Source organism: Kocuria sp. CPCC 205231 (assembly GCF_040980965.1).
Classification (GTDB): domain Bacteria; phylum Actinomycetota; class Actinomycetes; order Actinomycetales; family Micrococcaceae; genus Kocuria; species Kocuria rosea.
In genome coordinates, this window is the sequence record NZ_JAVKPP010000005.1 from 48143 (window position 1) to 70753 (window position 22611).

Here is a 22611-nt window from a genome sequence, read left to right on the forward strand (position 1 = left end):
CTACCGGGTCCGCTCAGCCGGCCGAGCGGCCCAGCCGCTCCCCGTGGTGGAGGTGGCCGGGGACCGTGCCGGTCAGCACGGTCCCGGCGAGCGCCTCGCCGAGCGCGGGGGCCTGCTTGAACAGGTTGTGCCCGGCGAGGGCGGTGAGCCCGTCCTCGGACCAGATCCCCACGCCGTCGTCGCCCCAGGGCAGCCGGGTGACCCAGCAGTGCACGTGGTCCACCGGGCGCGGGTCCAGGCCGGGCAGGGCGCGCCGCACGTAGGAGACGGTCCGGTCGGCCAGGGCGGCGAGCGCCGCGGGATCGGCGAGGCCGCCGTCCGGGTGGGCGGGCGTGTCGGCGCTGAGGCCCACCGAGAAGTGGCGGCCGTCCGGATAAGGCGCGGCGTACACGCCGGTCTCGCCGAAGGCCCCGCTGCCGTCCTGGAAGGTCGGCAGGCCTCGAGTGACACCAGAGGGCGCTCCGTCCGGGACCGGACCGTGAAGGGCCGGTCCGTCCGGGGCCAGGGCGAACGTGAGGCGGACGTGGGCGCCCACCTCCACGGGCAGGTCGAGCCCGGCGCCGCGGGCCAGCGGGGCGGTGCCCCGGCCGGCGCACAGCACCACGTGGTCGTAGGTCTCGCAGGTGGTTCCGGTGCGCACCTCCACCGCTCCCGTGCCCGTGCGCCGGACCGCGAGCACGTGCTCGCGCAGCATCGACCCCTCGAGCCGGCGCGACAGCGCCGCGACGGCGGCGAGGGTGCGGATGGCACCGCCGCGGACGTCGAGCATCGCCGGGCCGGTCCAGTCGGCCAGCAGCGGCAGCCGCTCGTGCAGCTCCTCGGGCGGCAGACGCCGCACGGGGACGTCCTCGAACGGCTCCAGGGCGCGGAGCTTGTCCTCGACTCCGTCCCCGATCGCCACGGCGCCGTCGGGGGAGACCAGCTCGACGCCGAACTCCTCCTCCCACTCCCGCCACAGGGCCCGGCTGCGGGCGACCAGCGCCACCAGCCGGGGGTCCTCGTGGGCGTGCCGGAAGATCCGGCCCTGCCCGGCGGACTGCCCGCTGCCGGGCGGCCCGGACTCGTACAGGGTCACGTCGGCGCCGCGCGCCCGCAGGGCGTGGGCGGCGGCCAGGCCCACGATGCCCGCGCCGACCACGGCCGTGCGGGTCACCGGAGGACTCCGGGGACGCTCGTCACACCGGTCGGGCGCGCGGCCGTCCGGGCGCTCAGCTGTCCTGCCCGGGGTCGGTGCTCTCGCCGAGGATGTCGTCGAAGGCCTCCCGCACGGCCTGCCGGGTGGCCAGGCGCACGCTCGCCGCGCCCTGCTTGTCCGCGGTGTCGGCGTTCTCGATGTTGCTGCGCTCCTCGCGCTCCTGCTCCAGGGCGTGGTCCCGGGCGGAGCGGATGCGGTCCATGATCTCGTTGGCTTCCATGGTCTCCATCCCATCACGGCCGTCCGACATTGAACAGGGGGCTGATCAGTTTTCGCGGGCCGCCGGGTCCGCCGCGGCGTCCGCGGCGAGCTCGGGGGAGCTCCCGCCGACCATGACCACGGCGCTCGCGGCCACCACCAGGCCCATGCCCACGAGCTGCGGGCCCGTGAGCGCCTGCCCGAGCACCAGCAGCCCGGCGAGGGCCGCGACCGCGGGCTCCAGGCTCAGCAGGATCCCGAAGACCTTGGGCGGGATGGCCCGCAGCGCGAGCAGCTCAAGGGAGTAGGGGACCACGGAGGAGAGCATCGCGATCCCCACCCCCGCGCCCAGCACGCCCCACGTCAGGGCGGGGACGTGCGCCGTGAGGACCCCCACCGGGGTGACCAGGACCGCCGCCACGACCAGGGCCACGGCGAGACCGTCCAGCTGGTCGAAGTGCCGGCCCGCGGACCGGCTGCCCAGGATGTAGGCGGCCCAGCCCGCCCCGGCCAGCGCCGCCCAGGCGATGCCGGCGAGGTCGAGCTCCGGCCACGGCACGGTGAGGGCCTGGGAGATGAGCACGATCCCGCCCAGGGCCGCCGCCACGGCGAGGACGTCCCGGCCGCGGCGGGAGAGCACGGCGGACAGGGCGAGCGGGCCCAGGAACTCGATGGTCACGGCCACGCCCAGCGGGAGGGTGGCCAGGGACTGGTAGAACGCGAAGTTCATGCCGGCCAGGGCCGCCCCGAAGAACAGACCGGACCGCCACGCCTCCCGGCTCCGGCCGCGCAGCCGCGGCCGGATGACGGCCAGCATGATCGCGGCGCTGATGAGCAGCCGCATGGTCACCGTGGCGGACGCCCCGATCAGGGGCACCAGGACGGCGGCGAGGGCCCCGCCGAACTGGACGGAGACGACGGCGGCCAGCACGTAGAGGGTCGGGCGCAGCCGGGGGCCGCGGGCGGGAGCGAGGGTGGTCACCCGTTCAGGGTAGGGCTCCCCGGCGGCTCTGCCGTCACCGGCGCTCGCCGAGACGCAGGGCGCCGTGCACGGGATCGCGCTCGAGCACCCGCAGCTCCCCGAGACCGCGGGCCGCGGCGGCCTGCTGCAGCCGGTCCCGCAGCAGCGGCTGGTGCCGTGCCAGGCCACCGCCCACCACCACCGGGCCGGTCAGCTCCAGCCGCCGGGACACGGTGGCGGCGAGGTCGGCCAGCGCCCCGGCCGCGCGCTCCACCAGCTGCAGGGCGTCGTCGTCGTGCGCCGCGGCCTCGAAGGCGACCCGGGAGAGCCCGGCCCAGAACCCGCGGTCCACGCCGCTGTGGAAGCGCTCGATGAGCTGACCGGGCTCGGGAATCCCGCATTGCGCCAGCACCGCCCGGTCCAGGGCGTCGGGCCGCAGCCCGTCGTCGAGCCGGGCGAGGGCGCGGCGCACGAGCTCCCGGCCCAGCCAGTAGCCGCTGCCCTCGTCGCCCAGCAGGTGCCCCCAGCCGCCGGCGCGCGCCTCCCGGCCGTCCGGGGCGGCGCCCCAGGCGGCGGAGCCGGTGCCGGCGATGACCGCGATGCCGGTGCTGCACCCGCCGGCGGCCAGGACCAGCCGGGTGTCGTGCACGACGACGATCCGCGCCGCCCCCGTGTGCGGGGCGATGAGCGCGCGCAGCGCCTCGGCGTCCGCGGGCGTGTCGACGCCGCCCGCCCCTGCCACGACCACGTCCGCGGCGGAGGCGCCCAGCTCACCGAGGACGCCGGCCAGGGCGCGGGAGGCCTGGGCGGGACTGACGTTCTGCACGTTGGCGCTGCCGCCGACGACCTCCTGCACCGGGCGGCCGTCCTCGGCCCGCAGGCCGTGGGTCGTGGTGCCGCCGATGTCCAGGCCGATGAGGATGCTCATGGGTCCATCCTGCCGTGCGCGGCCGGGCCGGCCCAGGGCACGACGACGCCCGACCGGGCGCCGGTGCGAACCGGCCCGATCGGGCGTCGTGGACCGTGTCCGGTCAGGCCGCGAGGGCCAGGGGCGCGGGGCGCAGGCGGCAGTCCTCGAAGGAGAACAGCCGGCGGACGCCGGTGCCGGCCTCGAGGACCCACAGGACGCCCAGGGGGTGCGAGACCTGCCCCACGGTGCCGACGCAGCTCTCGTAGAACTCGTCCCAGATCTCGAGCCGGTCGCCGGGCTGGATCTGGCTCAGGTCGGTCATCCACTTCTCAGCAGCGGTCATTCCGCCACCTCCCATCAAGTCTTCGTTCGTGTGTGCTTCCATGGTGCACTGTCCGAGGTGACCTGCGCAGCGACCCCGATTTGACAAACGGCCCGCGGGTCTTGAGCTTCGTCACACCCCCGTCCGGTCGGCAACCTGCAACGGTTGCCCGGAGGGTGCCGAGGGCGGCGTTCTGTGACGGCCGTCCCGGCCGGGCGCGTGAACAACAACACGTCACGAAATCGTCGTCGCACACCGTCATCCGTGTCGTGCGCGCCCTCGTGCCGGGTGCTCAGCCCTCGGAGCCCTGCGCTCCGTCCGGATCGGCCGGCTCCCGCAGGTGCCGGTCGAAGAACGCGACGATCCGGCGCCGGGCGTCCTGGGTGGCCGGGTCGTCGTAGGCCGTGCGGCTGAACCGGCCGAGCACCCGCAGCATCGGCGAGAGGTCCTCGGGGTCGTGGTCGTTCATGAAGCCGTGACCCACCCCGGGGTAGATCCTGATGTCGTGCGCCACCTCGGTCTCGGTGAGGATGCCCTCCAGGCGGCGGCCGGCGTCGGCGCCCAGGGGAGTGGTGTCCGCCCCGCCGTAGCTGCCCACGATGGGGCAGGCGTCCGGGAGCCACTGCTCGGCGCCCTCGGGGCACCCGCCGTAGTTCGTGCTCGCGGCCGAGAACCCGTGCTCCACGGCGAGGGCGAGCGCGTAGCCGCCGCCCATGCAGAAGCCGACGACCCCGATCCGGCCCGTGCAGTCGGGGCGCGCGGCGAGCCAGGACCGCGCCGCCTCGACGTCGTCGAACGTGCGTCCCCGGCGGGCGCCGATGTCCTTCATGATCGTGCGCAGGCAGCGGAGCCGGCCGCCCCAGTGGAAGAGGTCCGGGGCCACGGCGAGGAACCCCGCCCCCGCCAGCCAGTCCGCCTGGTGGCGCAGGTCCTGGCTCATCCCGGTGAAGTCGTGCACGAGCACCACCCCGGGCCAGGGCCCCGGGCCGTCGGGCACCGCCACGTGGACGGGCATCTGCCCGTGACCGGTGGCCACGAGGACGTCGCTCATGGCCCGTCAGGCCTGCCGGGCGTGCACGGCGTCGGCGGAGCCGGCCGCCACGAGCCGCTTGCGGTAGGACATGCCGCCGACCAGCGCCACCACGAACAGCACCGACATGACGACGAGCAGCGGCCACGGGCCGAACTGGTAGATCAGCGGCACCGAGGCGGCGGTGATCAGCCCGCCGCCGAAGAACGGCTCGAAGAACAGCTGCTTGTAGCCGAAGGCCTCCATCGCCGGGCTCTCGTCGTGCGGGTCGGCGATGCGCATCAGGATGAGGCCGGTGGCGGTGACACCCATGGACTGGCCGAAGTCCGCGATGCCGCGCTCGAGCCAGTAGTCGGGGATGACCTTGGGCACGAAGAGGAGCAGGAAGCCGGTGCAGAAGACGACGCCGGCGACGGACAGGACCAGGAAGACCTCCCAGTTCGCGGCGATCGCGGTGAGGGACAGGGTCGCGATCGCGGCGAGGATCAGGAAGTCGAGGGCGAGCCCCTGGATGCGCAGCATCATCTGGTGGTCCAGCAGGTGGCCGATGCCCCGCCAGTCCATCACCAGCTGCACCACCACGCCGCCCAGCATGGCGAGCGGGAACAGGGGCACGAACGCGAGCAGCTCCACGGTGTCCGCCCACAGGGCCTGCTCGACCCACTGCAGGGCCGTGAGGATGAGGTAGCCGATGAGGATCGCGATGCCCACCACGGCCACGTGCAGGGTCAGCGGCTCGATCGAGGCCGGCCGGGAGGTCATCATGGCCGCGGGGATGTTCTCGTCCCGGCGGTAGAGGCCCTTCTGCTCCTCGACGGACTGCTCCACGTTGCCCTTGAGCACCTTGGTGCGCCCGGTGCGCACACCCCAGTTGATGACGGCGATCCCGATGACGATGCCGCCCACCAGGCCGATCGTGGCCATGCCCAGGGCCAGGTCCGCGCCCTCCTCGAAGCCGAGCTCCTCCATCACGGGGCGCATCCCGGCCGCGGTGCCGTGGCCGCCCTCGAAGCCGATCTCGATGAGGGCCCCGGCCATGGGGGAGATCCCGAACAGGGGCCCGAGGACCGCGATCACCAGCAGCAGGCCGACGACGTACTGGCCGGAGCCGAAGGCGAGACCCACCGACAGCTGCGGGCCGGCGAGCCGGGCGACGCGCCGCGGACCGGGGATGGACGCCCCGAGGAAGAGCGTCGCGAAGACCACGCTGATGAGCAGGCTGGGCAGGGTGGCCCAGACCTCGAGGATCTCCGGGGTGAACACGCCCCCGTCCGCGAACCAGCCGACCCCGGCGGCCTCTCCGACCCGGCCCAGGACCTGGGGGCCGGCGAGCAGGGCGAGGAAGCCCGCGATGATGGAGCTGGGCAGGAAGATCTTCTGGATCCACCGCACCCGGACCCGCAACCACTTCCCCACGAGGAACAGCGCTGCCAGCAGGATCAGGGCGAAACCGACGTGGTTGGGGCTCATGGCGGGCTCCTGGGTCGAAGGCTCGTGCGGTCGGGCCAGTCTACGCACGCGTGTCCGGCGGCACACCCGGGGCCGCCGGGGCGGGCGCCCGCCCCGGTACCCTGGCAGGCGTCCCCTCTTCCCCTGCCCAGGAGCACCTGTGACGCCCTCGTCGCCCCCGGACCGTCCCTCGACACCGCCGGCCACCACGACCACCGCCACGACCACTCCCGGCGGGGAGGTCCGCCGCAGCATCCCGGGCAACGTGGTGCGCGGCGCGCTCATCGGCGTGGTCGAGACCGTCCCCGGGGTCAGCGGCGGCACCGTGGCCCTCGTGGTCGGCATCTACGACGAGCTCATCAACTCCGCCGGGCACGTGGTCTCCGCCGGCAGGCGGGCGCTGCTCGGGCCCGACCGCGCCGCCGGGGTGCGGCACCACCTGGCCCGGGTGCACTGGCGGATCGTGGTGCCCGTGGTGATCGGCATGGTCGCGGCCCTGCTCACCGTGGCCGGGCCCATGAGCCACCTCGTCGAGGAGTACCCCGTCACCATGCGGGCGCTGTTCTTCGGCATGGTCCTGGCCTCCATCGGGGTGCCCCTCCGTCTGGCGGGCGGGGCCCTGCGGGCCCGGGACGCGGCCGTCGTGGCGCTCGCGGCCGTGCTCGCGTTCGTGCTCGTGTCCGTGCCGCCCACCACGGTGGCCCCCGCGCCGCTGCTCATCGTGCTCGCGGCCATGGTCGCGGTGTCCGCGCTGCTGCTCCCCGGGCTCTCCGGCTCCTTCCTGCTCCTGACCATCGGGCTCTACCAGCCGACGCTGCGGGCCGTCGACGAGCTCGACCTCGGCTACCTGTCCCTGTTCTTCCTCGGGGCGGCCCTGGGCATGGTGGTCATCGTCAAGGGCCTGCAGTGGCTCCTCGACCACCACCACCGCGTCACCATGCTGGCGCTCACCGGGCTCATGCTCGGTGCCCTGCGCACGCTGTGGCCCTGGCAGCTCGAGGACCGCACGCTGCTCTCCCCCGAGGGGGACTGGTGGGTGCAGCTGCTCGGGGCGGCGGCCGGCTGCGTCGTCGTCCTCGCCCTGCTGGCCGTCGACGCCCGCACCCGGGCGCGCACCGGCCACGGCTCCCAGGAGGAGCTCGCCGGCGTCGAGTCCGGCGACGACGCCGCGGACAGCACCCGGTAGACGGCCCCGGGCCGGCCGCGACAGACTGGCGGGAGACACCCCGCCCGCGGCTCCCCCGGAGGAGGTCCGGCAGCGCCCATGGAGCACCTCATGCACTTCTCCCGGGAGTTCCTGAAGGCCCTGCGGAGTCTGCTGCCCATCGTGGTGGTGGTCGTGGTGTTCCAGCTGGCCGTGTTCCGGGAGGTCCCGGAGCAGCCCCTGCGGCTCGTCGCCGGGCTGCTGGTCGTGGGCGTCGGCATCGCCCTGTTCCTGCAGGGCCTCGACCTCAGCGTGTTCCCGGTCGGCAAGAACCTGGCCAACCAGTTCGCCCGCCGCGGCGCCCTGGGGCTGCTGCTCCCGTTCGGCTTCGCCATCGGCTTCGCCGCCGTGGTCGCCGAGCCCGCACTGATCGCCGTGGCCGAGCAGGCCGAGCTCGTCAGCGAGGGACGGATCAGCGCCCTCGTGCTGCGCCTCGTCATCGCCGTGTCCGTGGGCGCGGTGCTCGTCCTCGGCATCCTGCGCATCCTGCGGGGCTGGGCGGTGCAGAGGCTGCTGCTGCCCGGCTACGTGCTCGTCCTCGTCGCCACGTACGTCGCCCCGCCGGAGATCGTGGGCCTCGCCTACGACTCCGGCGGCGTCACCACGAACATCGTCACCGTGCCCCTGATCGCGGCCATCGGGATCGGTCTCGCCAACTCGATCCGGGGCCGCAGCGCGCTCTCGGACGGCTTCGGCCTCGTGGCCCTGTGCGTCATGGTGCCGATGATCGGCGTGCAGCTGTACGGGATCTGGGTCTACACGTTCGGCGACGTCGCGGCCGTCGGCGCCGCCGGGTCCGGGGGCGCCCCGGTGCACTGGGCCCTGGAGCACGTGCTGGGGCTCGCGGAGATGGTCCGGGACGTGCTGCCCATGGTGCTCGTGGTCCTGTTCTTCCAGTACGTGGTGCTGCGGCGCGGCGTGGCCCACCCGCTGCGGGTCGCCGTGGGCTTCGTGATGGTCCTCGTGGGGCTGTACGCGTTCGTCGTCGGCCTCAAGATGGGGCTCTTCCCCATCGGGACGATCATGGCGGAGCAGCTGATCGAGCGCGGGGCGCCCGCCCTCATCCTGCTCTTCGCCCTGCTCATCGGCTTCGCCACGACCATGGCCGAGCCGGCCCTGGTGGCCATCGGCCAGCAGGCCGAGGCGGCCTCGCCGGGCCGGATCAGCGGTTCCGCCATCCGGCTCGTCGTGGCCGTCGGCGTGGCGGTCGGCATCACCCTGGGCGTGTACCGCATCCTCGTGGGAGCACCGCTGCACTACGTGATCATGGCCGCCTACGCCGTGGTCATCGTCCTGGTCCTGCTGGCACCGAAGCACATCGTGGCCCTCGCCTTCGACCTCGGCGGCGTCACCACCTCGGAGGTCACCGTGCCCCTCGTGACCGCCCTCGGCATCGGGCTCGCGGGCGCGATCGAGGGCCGGGACGTGCTGATCGACGGCTTCGGCCTGATCGCCTTCGCGTCCATCTTCCCGATCATCTCGGTGCTCGGGTACGCCATGATCCTGGAGAGGGTCCCCCGCCTGCAGAAGGAGCCGACATGAAGTTCACCGCCGTGGTGGTCATCGCCCCCGACGAGCTCGAGGACACCGTCATCGAGCGGGCCCAGCGCGCCGGGGCCACGGGGGTGACCATCCTCCCGGGCAAGGGCATCGGGGGCGAGACCAAGCGCACCTTCTTCGGCCTGACGTTCGAGGGCGCCCAGACCGTGCTCCTGATGGTCGTGGGCACGCACCTGGCCACGCCCATCCTCAAGGTGATGCACGACCTGCTCGTCGACGGCGGCGGCGGCTCCCGCGGCATCGCCTTCAGCATCCCCATCGACCACCTCACGGGCATCGACATGCAGCAGGTCGCCCGGTTCGAGGAGCACATGCGCCGCGAGGGCGCCTGACCCGACGCCCGTTCGAACCCCGATCGAGCTCCGTCCGAGTTTCCCACCGTCCGAGATTCCCAGGAGGAACCCCGTGCTGACCGTCAAGGACGTCATGGTGCGCGACGTCATCACCATCTCCCCCTACAGCACCCTGCGGGAGGCGCTGTCGACCATGAGCACCCGCCAGGTCAAGAGCCTGGTGGTGGAGCCGCAGCACCCCCACGACGGCTACGGGCTGCTCAGCTACAGCGAGCTGCTGCAGGCCATCGTGGCGGAGGAGGGGGACGTGGATCTCCTCAACGTCTACGACGCCGCGGTCAAGCCGGTGGTCACGGTCGGCGAGGACCTGTCCGTGAACCAGGCCGCGGCGCTGATGACCCGCTTCCGGCTCAACCGCCTGGTGGTGGTCCAGGGCAACGAGCTCATCGGGCTGCTGGCGATGAACGACATCCTGGCGCGGCTGATCAGCGACCTGACCTGACCGGCCCGCCGGCAGGGGCGGCTCCGGGTCAGCCCGCGGGCGGGCGCCATGCCTCGCCCGCGTCGAGCGCGGCCATCAAATGCGGGCCGGCAGCCTCCTCCACGACCTCCCGGGGGCCGACGACGACGAGCAGGGACCTCGCGCGGGACATGCCCACGTAGACCATGTGCTGGGCCCGGACCATGTCCTGGAAGCCGTTGACCGCCAGGACCACGGCCGAGCGCTCGAGGCCCTTGAAGCCCAGGACGTGCCCGTAGAAGACGTCCTCCTCCGCGAAGTGCCCGTCCCAGTAGGCGCCGAAGCCCTCCGTGTCCACGATCTCCCGCTGCACCGGGTGGCGCCTTCCGGTGGTCAGCAGCGCGATGCGGCCCGGGTCCCACCCCTCGTCCTGGAGGGCGACCACGGCGTCGTCGGCAAGCTCCAGGACCGCCCCCGGCTCGACGTCGACGAACCGCACCGCCGGGCCCTCCCCGTTCCGGCACCGCTGCGGCTCCCGGGCCAGCGGGGCGAAGGCCCGGGCGATGGTGGCGGTGTTGCGCAGGTTGTCGTCCAGCGGGAACGGGTTGAGGTCGATGGGGGCGTGCCCGTCCCGGTCGAAGATGCGCTGGTGCTCGTCGGTGAACACGAACAGCACGCCCCGGTCCGGGTCCTCGAGGCACTGGACCAGCGCCTCCCACCACAGCTCCCCGAAGTCCTGTCCCTCGTCCACGACGATCGCGTCGAACCGGTCCCCGTCCGGACGGGCGGCGGCCAGCTCCCGCAGCCGCTGGGGGAGCCGGTGCTCCCAGTAGTCGGGGTCGTCGTCCTCGCCGGGCTCCGCACCCCATTCGACGGGCAGCCGGTGGAACAGCCCGATGTACGCCGGGCGCTCCTCCTCCGGCCACGCCCGGGACATCAGCTCGAAGTACCGTGCGAGTCCCCGGGAGTAGCACACGAGCGCCGTGCGGTGCCCGTCGCGGGTCAGCCGGCGGGCCTTGAGCATGGCCAGGTGGGTCTTGCCGGAACCGGCGCCTCCGGCGATCTGCGCGCGGTGCTGCCACCGCAGCAGGGACAGGGTGCGCTCCTGCTCCCGGGTGAGCTGGTTGCCGGAGTCCTCGAGCTCCCGGGCGAGGTCCTGCACGTTGCACAGGGACAGGTGGGTGCGGCGCAGGTTCTTGACGATCAGCTCCACGGTGGACGCGTCCGGTGGGCGGTAGGCCTGTGTGCTGCGGCGCAGCACCTGGTTCAGCCGTCCGGCGATGCCGTCCAGGTCGGTGCGGTCGAACAGCCGGTCCCGCGGGGCGTCGGGGACGTCCCAGTCCCCGGGCAGGCGCGTGTAGGGCAGGGCCGCGAAGAACGTGGTCCGCCCGCCCCCGCGGGACAGCCGCGGCGCCAGGTAGTCCAGGAGGGCGTGCATCCCGGACCGGGCCTGCTCCAGCGGCGACCGCTTCAGCCGGTGCGCCCCACCCCGGCCGGACTGGTGCCACTGCCCGTTCCGGACCGAGACCTCCCCGCCCTTCACCTCGATCACCGCGTTGCCCACACCCGGCCACAGCACCAGAAGATCCAGTTCCGCCTCGACCTCGTCCCCGGTGATGCGCTGCCCCGAGATCAGCACCGCGTCCTCGGGGAGCTGGGCCCGCAGCGCCTCCCAGACGCACTGCTCCGCCTCGAAACCGGGCGGGAACTCCGGGGACTCCGGGAAGGTCTGCGGCATGGCCCCAGGCTACCCAGGATGTGCCATCGCAACCGGGAGGCAGTGCGCCGTCGCGTGACGAGGCGCGATCCGCGACCCCCTCGTGCCGGCGGGTCGGCCTCTGCCGGTACGAGCGGCGCAATCCGACGGAACGCGACCCCTCGCGGCGGCAGGAGGCGGAACGCGACCCCTCGCGGCGGCAGGAGGCGGAACGCGACCCCTCGCGGCGGCGGGGGAGGCGGAGCACGGCGAAGGGCCCCGGTGTCGACTGCGACACCGGGGCCCTCCGGGTGGTTCGACGGCTGAACCGTGCTGCTACATTCCGTCCTTGAAGTTCTTGCCCGCGTCCTTGACGTTCTCGCCGGCCTGCTTGGCGCTGCCGGACAGCTTGTCCGCCTGGCCCTCGGCCTGGAGGTCGCGGTTGTCGGTGGCGTCGCCGACCTTTTCCTTAGCGGTGCCGCTCGCCTTCTCCGCGGCGTTGCTGATCTTGTCTCCGAGTCCCATGGGCTCTCCCTCCGGTCGGTGAACAGGTGCTACCAGCGTAGACCCCTCAGCATGCTGAGGGAACAGGCAGGGCGCCCCGGAAGGGGTCATTCCCCCCAGGGCGAACAGCGCCCGTTCAGCGCTCCGGGACGTCGAGGCCGGCCGCGGTCAGGCGCTCGCGCAGCCAGGCCGGGATCCTGCGGTCCATCCTCCGGTAGCGCCCGAGGTGCCGGCGCCAGTCCTCCGCGGCGACCGGGTGCGGGGCGTGCGCCGGGAGGGCGGGGTCGTCGTCGTAGTTGAGCACGAGCTCCACGCCGGGGCGCTGCCAGCGCCGCCCGGCCACGGTGACGATCAGCGTGGCGGACAGCCACGACCCGTCCACGAGGTCGGCGTAGTCCTCCTGGAGGGCCCGGGCCAGCCGGCGCGGGGTGCTGCGCAGGCCCTCGGCGTCCACGGGGCGGCAGGTCGTGCGGTCGCCGCGGACCTCTCGCACCTGCAGGCGCAGGTCCCGGCCCACGCTCAGGACGTCCAGCACGAGCGCGTCCCATCCGGGCTCGGTCCCGTGGGCGCGGACGAGCCACCGGGCCAGCCGGTCGATGGTCCTGCGCTGCCGGGGGCTCTGGAGTCTGTCGGTCCGCACGGGCACACGCTAGCAAGCGCCGGGCCGGCGGCTCAGTCCGCCGTGATGACCACCTTCACCGCGCGGTGCTGCGCGGCGTTGCCGAACAGCTCGTAGGCCTCCTCCATCTGGGACATGGTGAAGCGGTGGGTGGCCATCGCCTTCGCGTCCAGCCGGCCGGACCGGACCATGTTGAGCAGGCTGCCCACGGTGCGGCAGTCCACGAGCCCCATGTTGATGCGGACGTTGGAGATCCACATCCGGTCCAGGGGCAGCTCCACCGGCTTGCCGTGCACGCCGGCGTTGGCCACCGTGCCGTAGGGCCGGACCACGTCCAGGCAGGTCCGGAAGGTCTGGGGCACGCCCACGGCCTCGATGGCCACGTCCACGCCGAGGCCGTCCGGGGACAGCGCCCTGATCCGCTCGACGGCGTCCGGGTCCCCGGCGTTGACCTTGTCCGTGGCCCCGAGCTCGAGGGCCTTGTCCATCCGGTTCTCGTCGAGGTCCACGGTGACGACGCGCCCGGCGCCGCAGAGGTTCGCCGTCATGACCGCGCCCAGGCCCACCGGCCCCGCGCCCACGATCGCGACCGTGTCGCCGGGCTTCGTGTTGCCGTTGAGGATGCCGATCTCGAAGCCCGTGGGCAGGGCGTCGGTCAGGAACAGGACGTCCTCGTCGTCGAGACCCTCCGGGACCTTGTGCACGGAGGTCTCCGCGAACGGCACGCGCACGTACTCGGCCTGCGTGCCGTCGATGAGGTGCCCGAACACCCATCCCACGCCGCCCAGGGTCTGGCAGTGGGAGGGCTGGTTGTTCCTGCAGTAGGAGCACTTCCCGCAGTTGGTGACCGCGGGGATGATGATCCGGTCGCCGGGCTCCAGCCCGGTCACGGCGTCCCCGACCTCGGTGATCGTGCCGACCGCCTCGTGGCCGAGGACCCGGCCGTCGACGACGGCGGGGACGTCGCCCTTGAGGATGTGCAGGTCGGTGCCGCAGATGGTGGTCGTGTCGACCTTCGCGATGACGTCGGTGGGGTCCTGGAGGGTCGGGTCCGGGACCTCCTCCCAGGCCTTGCGGCCCGGTCCGTGGTAGACGAGTGCCTTCATGGGGTCCTCCTCGGTCGCCGGTCCGGCGGGCTGCCGGGCCGCCCGTCCTCATCGTAGGCGCGAGGATCCCGGGCCGGCAGGGCTCACTGGTAGGAGACGAACCATGGCTGCGGCTCGATCGCGGACGTCTCCTCCGGCGTGAAGGTGGGCGTGTCCTCGTCGTAGAAGTTCTTCCACGCCATCCGGATCCCCTCCGGCAGGCCCTGCTGCAGCCGCTCCCACGTGCCCGTCTTCAGCTCCGGGGTGCCGTGGCCGTCGGCGTGCAGGACCAGCGCGAGCTCCGGACGGGAGGCGTCCACGAGGTGGCGGTTCGTGATCATCGACTCCGCGAACTGGTGCAGGACCACCACCTTCTGCGGCAGGTCGTTGTCCCGGGTCAGGCCGGCGAGCCACGCCGTGGTCGCGTTGATCTCCGCGGCGTCCACCGAGCCGATCTGCACCATGTGCACCTGGTCCGGCCCCAGCCGCCACTCCGGGTCCAGGGCCAGGCCCACGTTGGGGAGCTCGAGCAGCTCCTGGTACTGCTGCGCCTGGCTCAGGAAGTCCTGCCGGCCGGGCTGGAGGTCCAGCACCACGTAGACGTCGTGCTCCGCCGCGGCCTCCACGTACGGGCGCAGCTCCTCGACCGGGAGCTCCTCGGAGTAGTCCCCGTCCTCGCCGGGGCCCGCGGAGGCCGTGGTCGCGATGATCTCGAACGCGGGGACCACCGGCACGTCGCTGAAGGGCTCGTACTGGGCGGCGAGCTCCTTCGCCCGGACGGCCGACTCCTCGGGGCCCTGCTCCCCGAGCACGCCCAGAGCCGGGGTCCCGGGGCGGCCGTAGAGGGCCACCATCCGCCGGTCGGGGAACACCTCGGTGCCCCCGCCGATCAGCTCCGCGGGCTCCTCGGGCACGGGGGTGGGGGAGGGGGCGGCCGACGACGGCGACGCGTCCGCCGCCGGTGTCGCCGCCGAGCCGCTGCCGGCGCCCTGGGCGCAGCCGGTCAGGAGGAGCGCGGCGCACAGGGCCGGGACGAGGGGGCGGGGCAGCGGCGAGCGGGTCATGGTCTGTCCTGGGGCCGAGGGGCAGGGGGGTCCGCCCAGCCTACGCACCGGCCGGTGCGCCGGACGGGAACAGGACCCGGAACGGTGCCGGCCGCGGCGCAGGTGCGTCACGCGGCGACCCGGGCGGTCCCGGACCCCACGACCCGGGCAGCCCGGGACCCGGTGGCCCGCCGGACCTCAGACGGTGCCGGACTCCCCGGGCCCGCCCAGCTCGCCCAGCTCCTCGAGCAGCCGCAGGCCGCGCTCGGCCCAGGCGATCTCCTGGTCGGCGCGGGCCACCTGCCCCTCGTAGGCGAAGACCTTGAACCGGGTGATCCGCTCCCACTGCTCCTCGGGATTGGCCGCCAGCCGGCGCGCCAGCGTGGGGCTCGTGCGGTCCTGGAGCGCCCTGATCTGCTGGAGGGCCTGCGCGCGCTGGTCCCGGTAGTGCTCGATGTGGGCGTGCAGCTGCGCGGCCGCGGCGCCGGGGGAGGCCCACTCGAAGTAGGCGGCCCGCAGGTGGGCGGGATCCCGCTCCCGGACGTAGCCGAGCGGCTGGTCCTGCCACTGCCGCAGGGCGCGCTCGCCCTCGGGCGTGATCGAGTACTCCGTCTTGGTGGCCCCGCGCGAGCCCCACGGGACGGGCCGGCTCCTGAGCAGCCCCTCCGCGTGCATCTTGCGCAGCTCCGGGTAGATCTGCGAGTCGGGGGCGTGCCACACGTGGCCCACGGAGGAGCTGAACTGCTTGACCACGTCGTAGCCCGTCAGCGGCCCCGAGGAGAGCAGTGCCAGCAGGGCCGAGCGGAGGCTCACGGGCGGTTCCTTCCGTCGCAGCAGGGGTCGTCCTGCTGAGCCTAGCCGGGAGCCGGGCCCATGACCCTTGTCACTCACTATGGACATAGGTATTGTGTGTCCTGCGCCACGACTATCTATCGAGATAGTGAGTGGATCGTGCTCGCCCCGGACCGCCCAGCAGAGGACCGCACCATGACCGTCGCCGCCACGAGGACCACCTCCACCGCCAAGCTCCTGTCCCACCCGCTCGACGCCTGGTACGTGGCCGGGTGGGACCACGAGATCACCGGGAAGGGCATCCTCTCCCGCACCGTGGCGGGACGCCCGCTGGCCCTGTACCGCACCGAGGACGGCCGCCCCGTGGCCCTGGCGGACGCCTGCTGGCACCGGCTCGCCCCGCTCTCCCAGGGGAAGCTGGTGGGCCGCGACGAGATCCAGTGCCCGTACCACGGGCTGCGCTACAACGCCGCGGGACGGTGCACCTCGATGCCCGCCCAGGAGACGCTGAACCCCTCCGCCACCGTGCCCTCCTACCCGGTGCTCGAGCGCCACCGCTACGTGTGGGTCTGGCTCGGCGACCCCACGCGGGCGGACCCCGCCCTGCTGCCCGACATGCACCAGATGGACAGCCCCGAGTGGGCCGGCGACGGCGAGACCATCCACGCCCCCTGCAACTACCAGCTCGTCCTCGACAACCTCATGGACCTCACGCACGAGGAGTTCGTGCACTCCTCCAGCATCGGCCAGGAGGAGCTCTCCGAGTCGGAGTTCGAGACCACCCACGACGAGCGCTCCGTGACCGTGACCCGCTGGATGCGCAACATCGACCCCCCGCCCTTCTGGCTCAAGAACATGCGGGACAAGTTCCCGGGCTTCGAGGGCAAGGTGGACCGCTGGCAGATCATCCACTACACCTTCCCCTCCACCATCTGCATCGACGTCGGCGTGGCCGAGGCTGGCACCGGGGCGCCCGAGGGGGACCGCTCCCGCGGGGTCAACGGCTACGTGATGAACACGATCACCCCCGAGACGGACCGCTCCTGCCACTACTTCTGGGCCTTCATGCGCAACTACCGCCTGGAGAGCCAGCTCATCACCACCCAGCTGCGCAACGGCGTGCACGGGGTGTTCGGTGAGGACGAGGCCATGCTGCAGGCCCAGCAGGCGGCCATCGACGCCAACCCCGAGCACGAGTTCTACAACCTCAACATCGACATGGGCGGGATGTGGGTGCGCCGGCTCCTCGAGCGGGCGCTCGAGGCCGAGGGCCGCCCCGCCGCCGCCCCAGCCGCTCCCGCCGGGGCCTGAGGAGGGGTCGTGGCCGATTCCCAGCACGAGGTCTGGCAGCGCGCCGCCGTCGAGGACGTCGAGGACGTCGCCGCCGGCATCCGGCGCGTCGTCCTGCGCCCCGACCGGCCCTGCCCGGTGCGGCCGGGCGAGCACGTGGACGTCCGCGTCCTCGTCCACGGCGAGCAGCAGGTGCGCTCCTACTCCGTGGTCGACGCCGACGCTGACGGCGCGCAGCTCGCCGTCAGCGTCTTCCGCACCCCCACCTCCCGCGGCGGCTCGATCTTCATGCACGGTCTCGAGCCCGGGCAGGTCCTCGAGATCACCCAGCCGCTGCAGAACTTCCCGCTGCGCGTGGGGGCCCCGTCCTACGTCCTGCTGGCCGGCGGCATCGGCATCACCGCGATCGCCGGGATGGCGGCGCTGCTGCGCCGGCTCGGCGCGGACTACCGCCTCGTCTACGTTGCCCGCTCCCGGCCCGCCATGGCCTACCTCGACGACCTGGCCGCCCTGCACGGGGACCGGCTCGAGGCGCACATCGACGACGAGGGCGGCTCGCTCGACGTCCCGGCCCTCGTGGCCGGCGTGCCTGCGGGCGCCGAGCTCTACATGTGCGGCCCCATCCGGCTCATGGACGCGGTGCGCCGCGCCTGGGCCGAGCGCGGGCTGGACCCGACCGGCCTGCGCTACGAGACCTTCGGCAACAGCGGCTGGTTCGAGGCCGAGCCGTTCGTGGTCCGCGTCCCCCGGCTGGGCGCCGAGACCGTCGTCGGCCCCGACGAGTCCCTGCTCGAGGCCCTCGAGCGGGAGGGACTCGACATGATGTCCGACTGCCGCAAGGGCGAGTGCGGGCTCTGCCAGGTCAAGGTCCTCGGCCTGGCCGGGCGGATCGACCACCGCGACGTGTTCTACTCGGACCGGCAGAAGCAGACCGGCACGTCCATGTGCTGCTGCGTCTCGCGGGTGGTCTCCGCCGCACCGGCGGCCGATCCCGGCGAGCGCCCGGCCGCCGTCCTCACCATCGACGTCCCCTGAGAGGCTCCCCATGGACATCCGACACCAGATCGACGCATCCAGGATGTCGTCGTACCAGTGGCTCATCATCGCGGTGACCACGTTCCTCAACGCCCTCGACGGCTACGACGTGCTCGCCATGGCGTTCACGGCCACCTCCGTGACCGAGGAGTTCGGGCTCTCCGGCTCCCAGCTGGGCTGGCTGCTCAGCGCCGGGCTCATCGGCATGGCCGTGGGCTCCCTCGTCCTCGGGCCCTTCGCGGACCGGTACGGCCGGCGGAGGATCCTCGTGCTGGCGCTCGCCGTCAACGCCCTCGGCCTGTTCCTGTCCACCACGGCCGGGTCCGTACTCGAGCTCGGGCTGTGGCGCGTCGTCACCGGCCTGGGCGTGGGCGGCATCCTCGCCTCCGCCACGGTGATCACCAGTGAGTACGCCAGCGCCCGCCACCGCGGCATGGCCGTGAGCATCTTCACCGCGGGCTACGGCGTGGGCGCCACCCTCGGCGGCATGGGCGCGACCCAGCTGATCCCCGCCTTCGGCTGGCGCTCCGTGTTCCTCACCGGCGGCCTGCTCACCCTCGTGGCGATCGCGCTCGTGCTGGCAGTGCTGCCCGAGTCCGTGGACTACCTCCGCACCCGGCGGCCCGCGGGCGCCGTGCAGAAGCTCGACCGCATCGCCCGTCGCCTGCGCCTCGAGGGGGAGGTCGAGCTCGGCCCCGTCCCGGCGGGCGCCGGCGAGCGGCGGAGCAGCGTGGGCCTGCTGCTCAGCGGCCGCTACCGCACCGCGACCCTCCTGCTGTGGGCGGCCTTCTTCGTCATCATGTTCGGCTTCTACTTCGCCAACTCCTGGACGCCCCGGCTCCTCGTGGAGACCGGGATGACCGAGCAGCAGGGCATCGTCGGCGGGCTCATGCTCACGATGGGCGGCACCTTCGGGTCCCTGCTCTACGGCGCGCTGACCACCAGGTGGGACGAACGGCTGACCCTGATGGCCTTCACGGTGCTCTCCGCGGTGACCCTCGTGCTGTTCATCACCACCACGTCCGTGCCCCTGCTGGCGTTCTCCTCCGGCGTGGTGGTCGGCATGCTCATCAACGGCTGCATCGCCGGGCTCTACACCGTGGCGCCCATGACCTACGAGCCCGGCATCCGGACCACCGGCGTGGGCTGGGGCATCGGGGTCGGCCGGGCCGGGGCGATCCTCGCTCCCATCGCGGTCGGCGCGCTGCTGGACACCGGCTGGACCCCCACGCAGCTCTACGTCGGCGTGGCGGTCGTCGTCGCCCTCGCGGCCCTGGCCCTCGTCCGGCTGCGCCCCTACGAGGAGACCGCTGAGGAGACCGCTGAGGAGACCGCCGAGGAGTCCGCCGCCGCGTCCGCCGCGGGCGCGGCCGGACCGGCCGGTGAGCGGCCGGGGCTCACCAGCCCCGGGTCCCCGGAGCGCCCTTGAACGGACCGACCACCCGCGAGGTGATCCAGCCCCCGTAGAAACCGCCCTCCTGCGGGAGCACCTGCTCCCCGGCGACGAGGCACCGGTCCATCATCCCGGGCATCAGCGCCACGTGCCCGCGCAGGGACTCGAAGCCCGGCGCGGGGGAGGGGTAGGTCCAGGCCGCCCGCGGCGCGGTGCGGGTCCCGCCCCGGACGCCGAAGTACGCCGCCGCGCCCTTCCACTCGCACCACGAGCCCCCCTCGCACGGGACCAGGGCGCCCTCGGCGAAGGCCTCGCGGGGCAGGTAGTAGGTGGGCGGGTGGCTGGTCTCGAGCACCCGCAGCGCGGCCGTGGTGGAGGCGATGCGCGCACCGCCCAGCCACACCTCCACGTGCTCCCGGGTGGGCTCGGTCCGGGGCGGTCTCGGGTAGTCCCACACGGACTCCTGGCCGGGGCCGGGGGTCTCGGGCCGGGGTCGTCTCATCTGCGCTCCGTCCGGACGCCCGCCCGTCCGCGCCGGCCGGCGCGGTCTTCGGGCGTCACACAGTGGTGAGTGCTGCATCACTATGCTACGGCGCATGACGACACCCTGGAGTGCTTGCCCCGGAAATCATAAGGTTCTGGGATGCCCATCTCAGGCCTTCTCATCGGCGCCGCCCTCGGGTTCGTCCTCCAGCGCGGCCGCTTCTGCGTCACCGGCGCGTTCCGCGACGTCTGGATCGCGAAGAACACGTGGTGGCTGTCCGCCTTCTTCGTGGCCATCGCCGTCCAGGCGGTCGGCATCTGGGTGCTGAACGCCCTCGGCGTCATCACCCTCGAGGCCTCGGCCTTCCCGTGGCTGGCCACGATCGTGGGCGGCTTCATCTTCGGCTTCGGCATCGTCCTCGCCGGCGGCTGCGCCACCGGCACCTACTACCGCGCCTCCGAGGGTCTCGTCGGCTCCTGGTTCGCGCTCATCTTCTATGCGCTGTTCGCGACCATCTCCAAGTACGGCCCGCTGGCCGGGACCACCGAGGCCATGCGCGGCGTGACGGTCGGCACCCAGGGCTCGATCCACGAGACCCTCGGTGTCTCCCCGTGGGTGCTCGTGCTGGTCCTCGTCGCCGTCACCGGCCTGTGGGCCCGCCACCACCTCACCAAGCCGCGGATGAAGATGGCCACGCTCCCGCCGGAGCGGACCGGTCTGAACCACCTGCTGTTCGAGAAGGCCTGGAACCCGTTCGCCACCGCCGTGGTCATCGGCGTCATCGCGATCATCGCCTGGCCCGCCAGCTGGGCCACCGGCCGCGAGTCGGGTCTCGGCATCACCACCCCGTCCGCGAACATCGCGAGCTACCTGACCACGGGCGACGTCGAGCTCGTCGACTGGGGCGTGTTCCTGGTCCTGGGCATCCTGATCGGCTCGTTCATCGCGGCCAAGGGCTCGGGCGAGTTCAAGCTCCGCGTCCCCGACGCGCAGACCATCGTCCGCTCCATCGGCGGCGGCGCCCTCATGGGCGTCGGCGCGGCGTGGGCCGGGGGCTGCACCATCGGCAACGCCCTGGTCGCCACCGCCGCGTTCGAGTGGCAGGGCTGGGTCAGCTTCGCCGTCATGATCCTCGGCACCGGCGCGGCCGCCAAGCTCTTCATCGCCCCCCGCAAGACGTCCGCCGCCCCGGGCCGCGTCCCGGCCGGCGTCTGAACCACCGACCCCCAGTCCCAGGAGGCACCATCCATGGCACAGCACATCCTCGAGACCGACGGTCTCGTCTGCCCGTTCCCCGTGGTCGAGGCGAAGGCCGCGATGGCCGAGATGCCCGCCGGCGACGAGCTCGTCATCAACTTCGACTGCACCCAGGGCACCGAGGCTATCCCGCGCTGGGCGGCCGAGAACGGCTACCCCGTCACGCAGTTCAGCAAGCGCGGTGCGGCCGAGTGGTCGATCACCGTGCAGAAGGCCTGATCCCCGGGAGTTCCACGCAGCGGCGGACCCCCGCGACCGAGCATCCTCGGGCGCGGGGGTCCGTCGTCGTCGGTGGGCCCGGTCACACCGGACCCTACTAAAATGAACACCGATCATTTAGAGTGGCAGGCACCGCGTTCTCGCCCGCAGAGAGGAACCACCATGAGCGACGTCCTGCAGAACTACGTCGACGGCGCCTTCGTCGACGCCCACGGCACCGGCCGGATCGACGTGGTCGACCCCACCACCGGCACCACGGTCACCGTCTCCCCGGTCTCCGACGCCACGGACGTGGACCGGGCCTTCGCCGCCGCCCGCGCGGCGTTCCGGAGCTGGAAGCGCACCACGCCGAGCGAGCGGCAGCTCCTGCTGCTCCGGCTCGCGGACGCGCTCGAGGCGCACAGCGACGAGCTCGTCGAGGCCCAGCACCGCAACACCGGCCAGCCGCGGCAGATGATCGCCGACGAGGAGGTCGCCGCCGGCGCCGACAACCTGCGCTTCTTCGCCGGCGCCGCCCGGACCCTCGAGGGCAAGGCCGCGGCGGAGTACCTGGGCGGGCACACCTCCTACGTGCGGCGCGAGCCGGTCGGCGTCGTGGCGCAGGTGACGCCGTGGAACTACCCGCTGCTGATGGCGATCTGGAAGCTCGGCCCCGCGCTGGCCGCCGGCAACACGGTGGTCCTCAAGCCCTCCGACACCACCCCCGGGTCCACCCTCGTCCTGGCCCGGCTCATCGACGGGATCTTCCCGGCCGGCGTGGTCAACGTGCTGCTCGGGGACGGCTCCACGGGAGCGCTCATGACCGGGCACCGGACCCCGGCCATGGTCTCGATCACCGGGTCCGTCCGTGCCGGCCGCGCCGTGGCCCTCGCCGCAGCGCAGAACCTGACGCGCGGGCACCTGGAGCTCGGCGGCAAGGCGCCCGCGGTCGTCTTCGCGGACGCCGACCTGCCCGCCGCGGCCAAGGCGCTCGTGGAGTTCGGCACCTTCAACGCCGGCCAGGACTGCACCGCGGTGACGCGCGTCCTGGTCCAGGACAGCGCCCACGACGAGTTCGTGCGCCTGCTCGCCGCGGCCGCCCGGGACATCGTGACGGGCGACCCGGACGAGTCCAAGAACTTCTACGGCCCGCTCAACAACGCCCGCCACTTCGAGGACGTGTGCCGCAAGCTCGCCGAGCTGCCCGAGCACGCGAGCGTGGTCACCGGCGGAAAGCCGGTGGCGGGCTCCCCCGGCTACTTCTTCGAGCCCACCGTGGTGTCCGGGGTGCGCCAGGACGACGCCCTCGTCCAGGAGGAGACCTTCGGCCCGGTGCTCACCGTGCAGCCCTTCGCCACGGAGGAGGAGGCGCTCGAGCTGGCCAACGACGTCGACTACGCCCTCGCCTCGAGCGTGTGGACCACCGACCACGGCACGGCCATGCGGGTCTCCCGCGAGCTCGAGTTCGGGTGCGTCTGGGTCAACACCCACGTCATGCTGGTCTCCGAGATGCCGCACGGCGGGTTCAAGGACTCCGGCTACGGCAAGGACCTCTCGCTCTACTCGGTCGAGGAGTACACCCAGGTCAAGCACGTGATGCACGCCCTGGACGCCTGAGCCGGCGCGGCCGGGG

Annotated in this window: 24 protein-coding genes; 10 read left to right on the forward strand and 14 right to left on the reverse strand. The window is 73.1% G+C overall.

What is annotated here, in order from left to right; genetic code table 11:
• Nucleotides 1–13: 13 nt before the first annotated feature.
• From RF640_RS06330 to RF640_RS06360, 7 genes are all read right to left on the reverse strand, one after another.
• Nucleotides 14–1153, reverse strand: a complete 1140-nt coding sequence (locus RF640_RS06330) for an FAD-binding oxidoreductase (RefSeq protein WP_109221850.1) — start codon at nucleotides 1151–1153, stop codon at nucleotides 14–16.
• A 55-nt stretch (nucleotides 1154–1208) separates the two neighbouring features.
• A complete protein-coding gene (locus RF640_RS06335; RefSeq protein WP_035925322.1) occupies nucleotides 1209–1415 on the reverse strand; it encodes a hypothetical protein in 207 nt (68 codons plus the stop codon).
• Between the two features lie 45 nt (nucleotides 1416–1460).
• Nucleotides 1461–2375, reverse strand: a complete 915-nt coding sequence (locus RF640_RS06340; protein WP_095649915.1) for a DMT family transporter — start codon at nucleotides 2373–2375, stop codon at nucleotides 1461–1463.
• A gap of 34 nt (nucleotides 2376–2409) precedes the next feature.
• Nucleotides 2410–3282, reverse strand: a complete 873-nt coding sequence (locus tag RF640_RS06345) for an N-acetylglucosamine kinase (protein WP_095649914.1) — start codon at nucleotides 3280–3282, stop codon at nucleotides 2410–2412.
• Nucleotides 3283–3385: 103 nt separating this feature from the next.
• Complete coding sequence (locus RF640_RS06350) at nucleotides 3386–3607, reverse strand: hypothetical protein (RefSeq protein WP_035925329.1); 222 nt, start codon at nucleotides 3605–3607, stop codon at nucleotides 3386–3388.
• Nucleotides 3608–3878: 271 nt separating this feature from the next.
• Nucleotides 3879–4637, reverse strand: a complete 759-nt coding sequence (locus tag RF640_RS06355; RefSeq protein ID WP_109221849.1) for a dienelactone hydrolase family protein — start codon at nucleotides 4635–4637, stop codon at nucleotides 3879–3881.
• Nucleotides 4638–4643: 6 nt separating this feature from the next.
• On the reverse strand, nucleotides 4644–6086 hold the full coding sequence (locus tag RF640_RS06360) for a sodium/glutamate symporter (RefSeq protein ID WP_109221848.1): 1443 nt from the start codon (nucleotides 6084–6086) through the stop codon (nucleotides 4644–4646).
• Nucleotides 6087–6225: 139 nt separating this feature from the next.
• On the opposite strand from RF640_RS06360, the gene RF640_RS06365 reads away from it, so the two are divergent.
• The 4 genes from RF640_RS06365 to RF640_RS06380 all read left to right on the forward strand — a co-directional run bounded on the left by RF640_RS06365 (nucleotide 6226) and on the right by RF640_RS06380 (nucleotide 9624).
• Entirely contained in the window at nucleotides 6226–7251 is a 1026-nt protein-coding gene (locus RF640_RS06365; RefSeq protein ID WP_109221847.1) for a DUF368 domain-containing protein, read from the forward strand.
• Nucleotides 7252–7329: 78 nt separating this feature from the next.
• The gene (locus tag RF640_RS06370) at nucleotides 7330–8811 is read left to right on the forward strand and encodes a DUF1538 domain-containing protein (RefSeq protein ID WP_109221846.1); all 1482 of its coding nucleotides are present in this window, start codon (nucleotides 7330–7332) and stop codon (nucleotides 8809–8811) included.
• On the forward strand, nucleotides 8808–9161 hold the full coding sequence (locus tag RF640_RS06375; protein ID WP_109221845.1) for a transcriptional regulator: 354 nt from the start codon (nucleotides 8808–8810) through the stop codon (nucleotides 9159–9161). The genes RF640_RS06370 and RF640_RS06375 overlap by 4 nt, the downstream gene beginning before the upstream one ends.
• A 73-nt stretch (nucleotides 9162–9234) precedes the next feature.
• On the forward strand, nucleotides 9235–9624 hold the full coding sequence (locus RF640_RS06380) for a CBS domain-containing protein (RefSeq protein ID WP_109221844.1): 390 nt from the start codon (nucleotides 9235–9237) through the stop codon (nucleotides 9622–9624).
• A gap of 28 nt (nucleotides 9625–9652) precedes the next feature.
• Here RF640_RS06380 and RF640_RS06385 read toward each other — a convergent pair whose 3' ends face one another.
• The 6 genes from RF640_RS06385 to RF640_RS06410 form a co-directional block, all read right to left on the reverse strand.
• On the reverse strand, nucleotides 9653–11320 hold the full coding sequence (locus RF640_RS06385; protein WP_109221843.1) for an NERD domain-containing protein: 1668 nt from the start codon (nucleotides 11318–11320) through the stop codon (nucleotides 9653–9655).
• A 294-nt stretch (nucleotides 11321–11614) separates the two neighbouring features.
• Nucleotides 11615–11803 carry a CsbD family protein gene (locus tag RF640_RS06390; RefSeq protein WP_035925348.1) on the reverse strand — a complete coding sequence of 63 codons (189 nt, stop codon included), beginning with the start codon at nucleotides 11801–11803 and terminating at the stop codon, nucleotides 11615–11617.
• 115 nt (nucleotides 11804–11918) lie between these two features.
• The gene (locus RF640_RS06395; protein ID WP_146202080.1) at nucleotides 11919–12422 is read right to left on the reverse strand and encodes a hypothetical protein; all 504 of its coding nucleotides are present in this window, start codon (nucleotides 12420–12422) and stop codon (nucleotides 11919–11921) included.
• 32 nt (nucleotides 12423–12454) lie between these two features.
• Nucleotides 12455–13507, reverse strand: coding sequence for a zinc-dependent alcohol dehydrogenase family protein (locus RF640_RS06400; protein WP_017834005.1), 1053 nt, complete (start codon nucleotides 13505–13507; stop codon nucleotides 12455–12457).
• Between the two features lie 83 nt (nucleotides 13508–13590).
• Nucleotides 13591–14550, reverse strand: coding sequence for a hypothetical protein (locus RF640_RS06405; protein ID WP_095649907.1), 960 nt, complete (start codon nucleotides 14548–14550; stop codon nucleotides 13591–13593).
• Nucleotides 14551–14727: 177 nt separating this feature from the next.
• Entirely contained in the window at nucleotides 14728–15342 is a 615-nt protein-coding gene (locus RF640_RS06410; RefSeq protein WP_368827154.1) for a PadR family transcriptional regulator, read from the reverse strand.
• Nucleotides 15343–15516: 174 nt separating this feature from the next.
• On the opposite strand from RF640_RS06410, the gene RF640_RS06415 reads away from it, so the two are divergent.
• The 3 genes from RF640_RS06415 to RF640_RS06425 are packed head-to-tail and all read left to right on the forward strand — an operon-like array spanning nucleotide 15517 to nucleotide 19075.
• Nucleotides 15517–16632: an aromatic ring-hydroxylating dioxygenase subunit alpha gene (locus RF640_RS06415; protein WP_035925360.1), complete on the forward strand. Its 1116-nt coding sequence runs from the start codon at nucleotides 15517–15519 to the stop codon at nucleotides 16630–16632.
• Nucleotides 16633–16641: 9 nt separating this feature from the next.
• A complete protein-coding gene (locus RF640_RS06420) occupies nucleotides 16642–17646 on the forward strand; it encodes a PDR/VanB family oxidoreductase (RefSeq protein WP_284563158.1) in 1005 nt (334 codons plus the stop codon).
• A gap of 10 nt (nucleotides 17647–17656) precedes the next feature.
• A complete protein-coding gene (locus RF640_RS06425) occupies nucleotides 17657–19075 on the forward strand; it encodes an MFS transporter (RefSeq protein ID WP_220183428.1) in 1419 nt (472 codons plus the stop codon).
• Here RF640_RS06425 and RF640_RS06430 read toward each other — a convergent pair.
• Entirely contained in the window at nucleotides 19044–19541 is a 498-nt protein-coding gene (locus RF640_RS06430) for a DUF427 domain-containing protein (RefSeq protein ID WP_368827157.1), read from the reverse strand. The genes RF640_RS06425 and RF640_RS06430 overlap by 32 nt on opposite strands.
• Nucleotides 19542–19682: 141 nt before the next feature.
• Here RF640_RS06430 and RF640_RS06435 point away from each other — a divergent pair, with 141 nt between their 5' ends.
• The 3 genes from RF640_RS06435 (at nucleotide 19683) to RF640_RS06445 (ending at nucleotide 22595) form a co-directional block, all read left to right on the forward strand.
• Nucleotides 19683–20738 carry a YeeE/YedE family protein gene (locus tag RF640_RS06435; protein ID WP_368827159.1) on the forward strand — a complete coding sequence of 352 codons (1056 nt, stop codon included), beginning with the start codon at nucleotides 19683–19685 and terminating at the stop codon, nucleotides 20736–20738.
• A gap of 33 nt (nucleotides 20739–20771) precedes the next feature.
• The gene (locus tag RF640_RS06440) at nucleotides 20772–20999 is read left to right on the forward strand and encodes a sulfurtransferase TusA family protein (protein WP_017833997.1); all 228 of its coding nucleotides are present in this window, start codon (nucleotides 20772–20774) and stop codon (nucleotides 20997–20999) included.
• A 162-nt stretch (nucleotides 21000–21161) separates the two neighbouring features.
• Nucleotides 21162–22595 carry an aminobutyraldehyde dehydrogenase gene (locus RF640_RS06445; RefSeq protein ID WP_368827161.1) on the forward strand — a complete coding sequence of 478 codons (1434 nt, stop codon included), beginning with the start codon at nucleotides 21162–21164 and terminating at the stop codon, nucleotides 22593–22595.
• Nucleotides 22596–22611 lie beyond the last annotated feature (16 nt).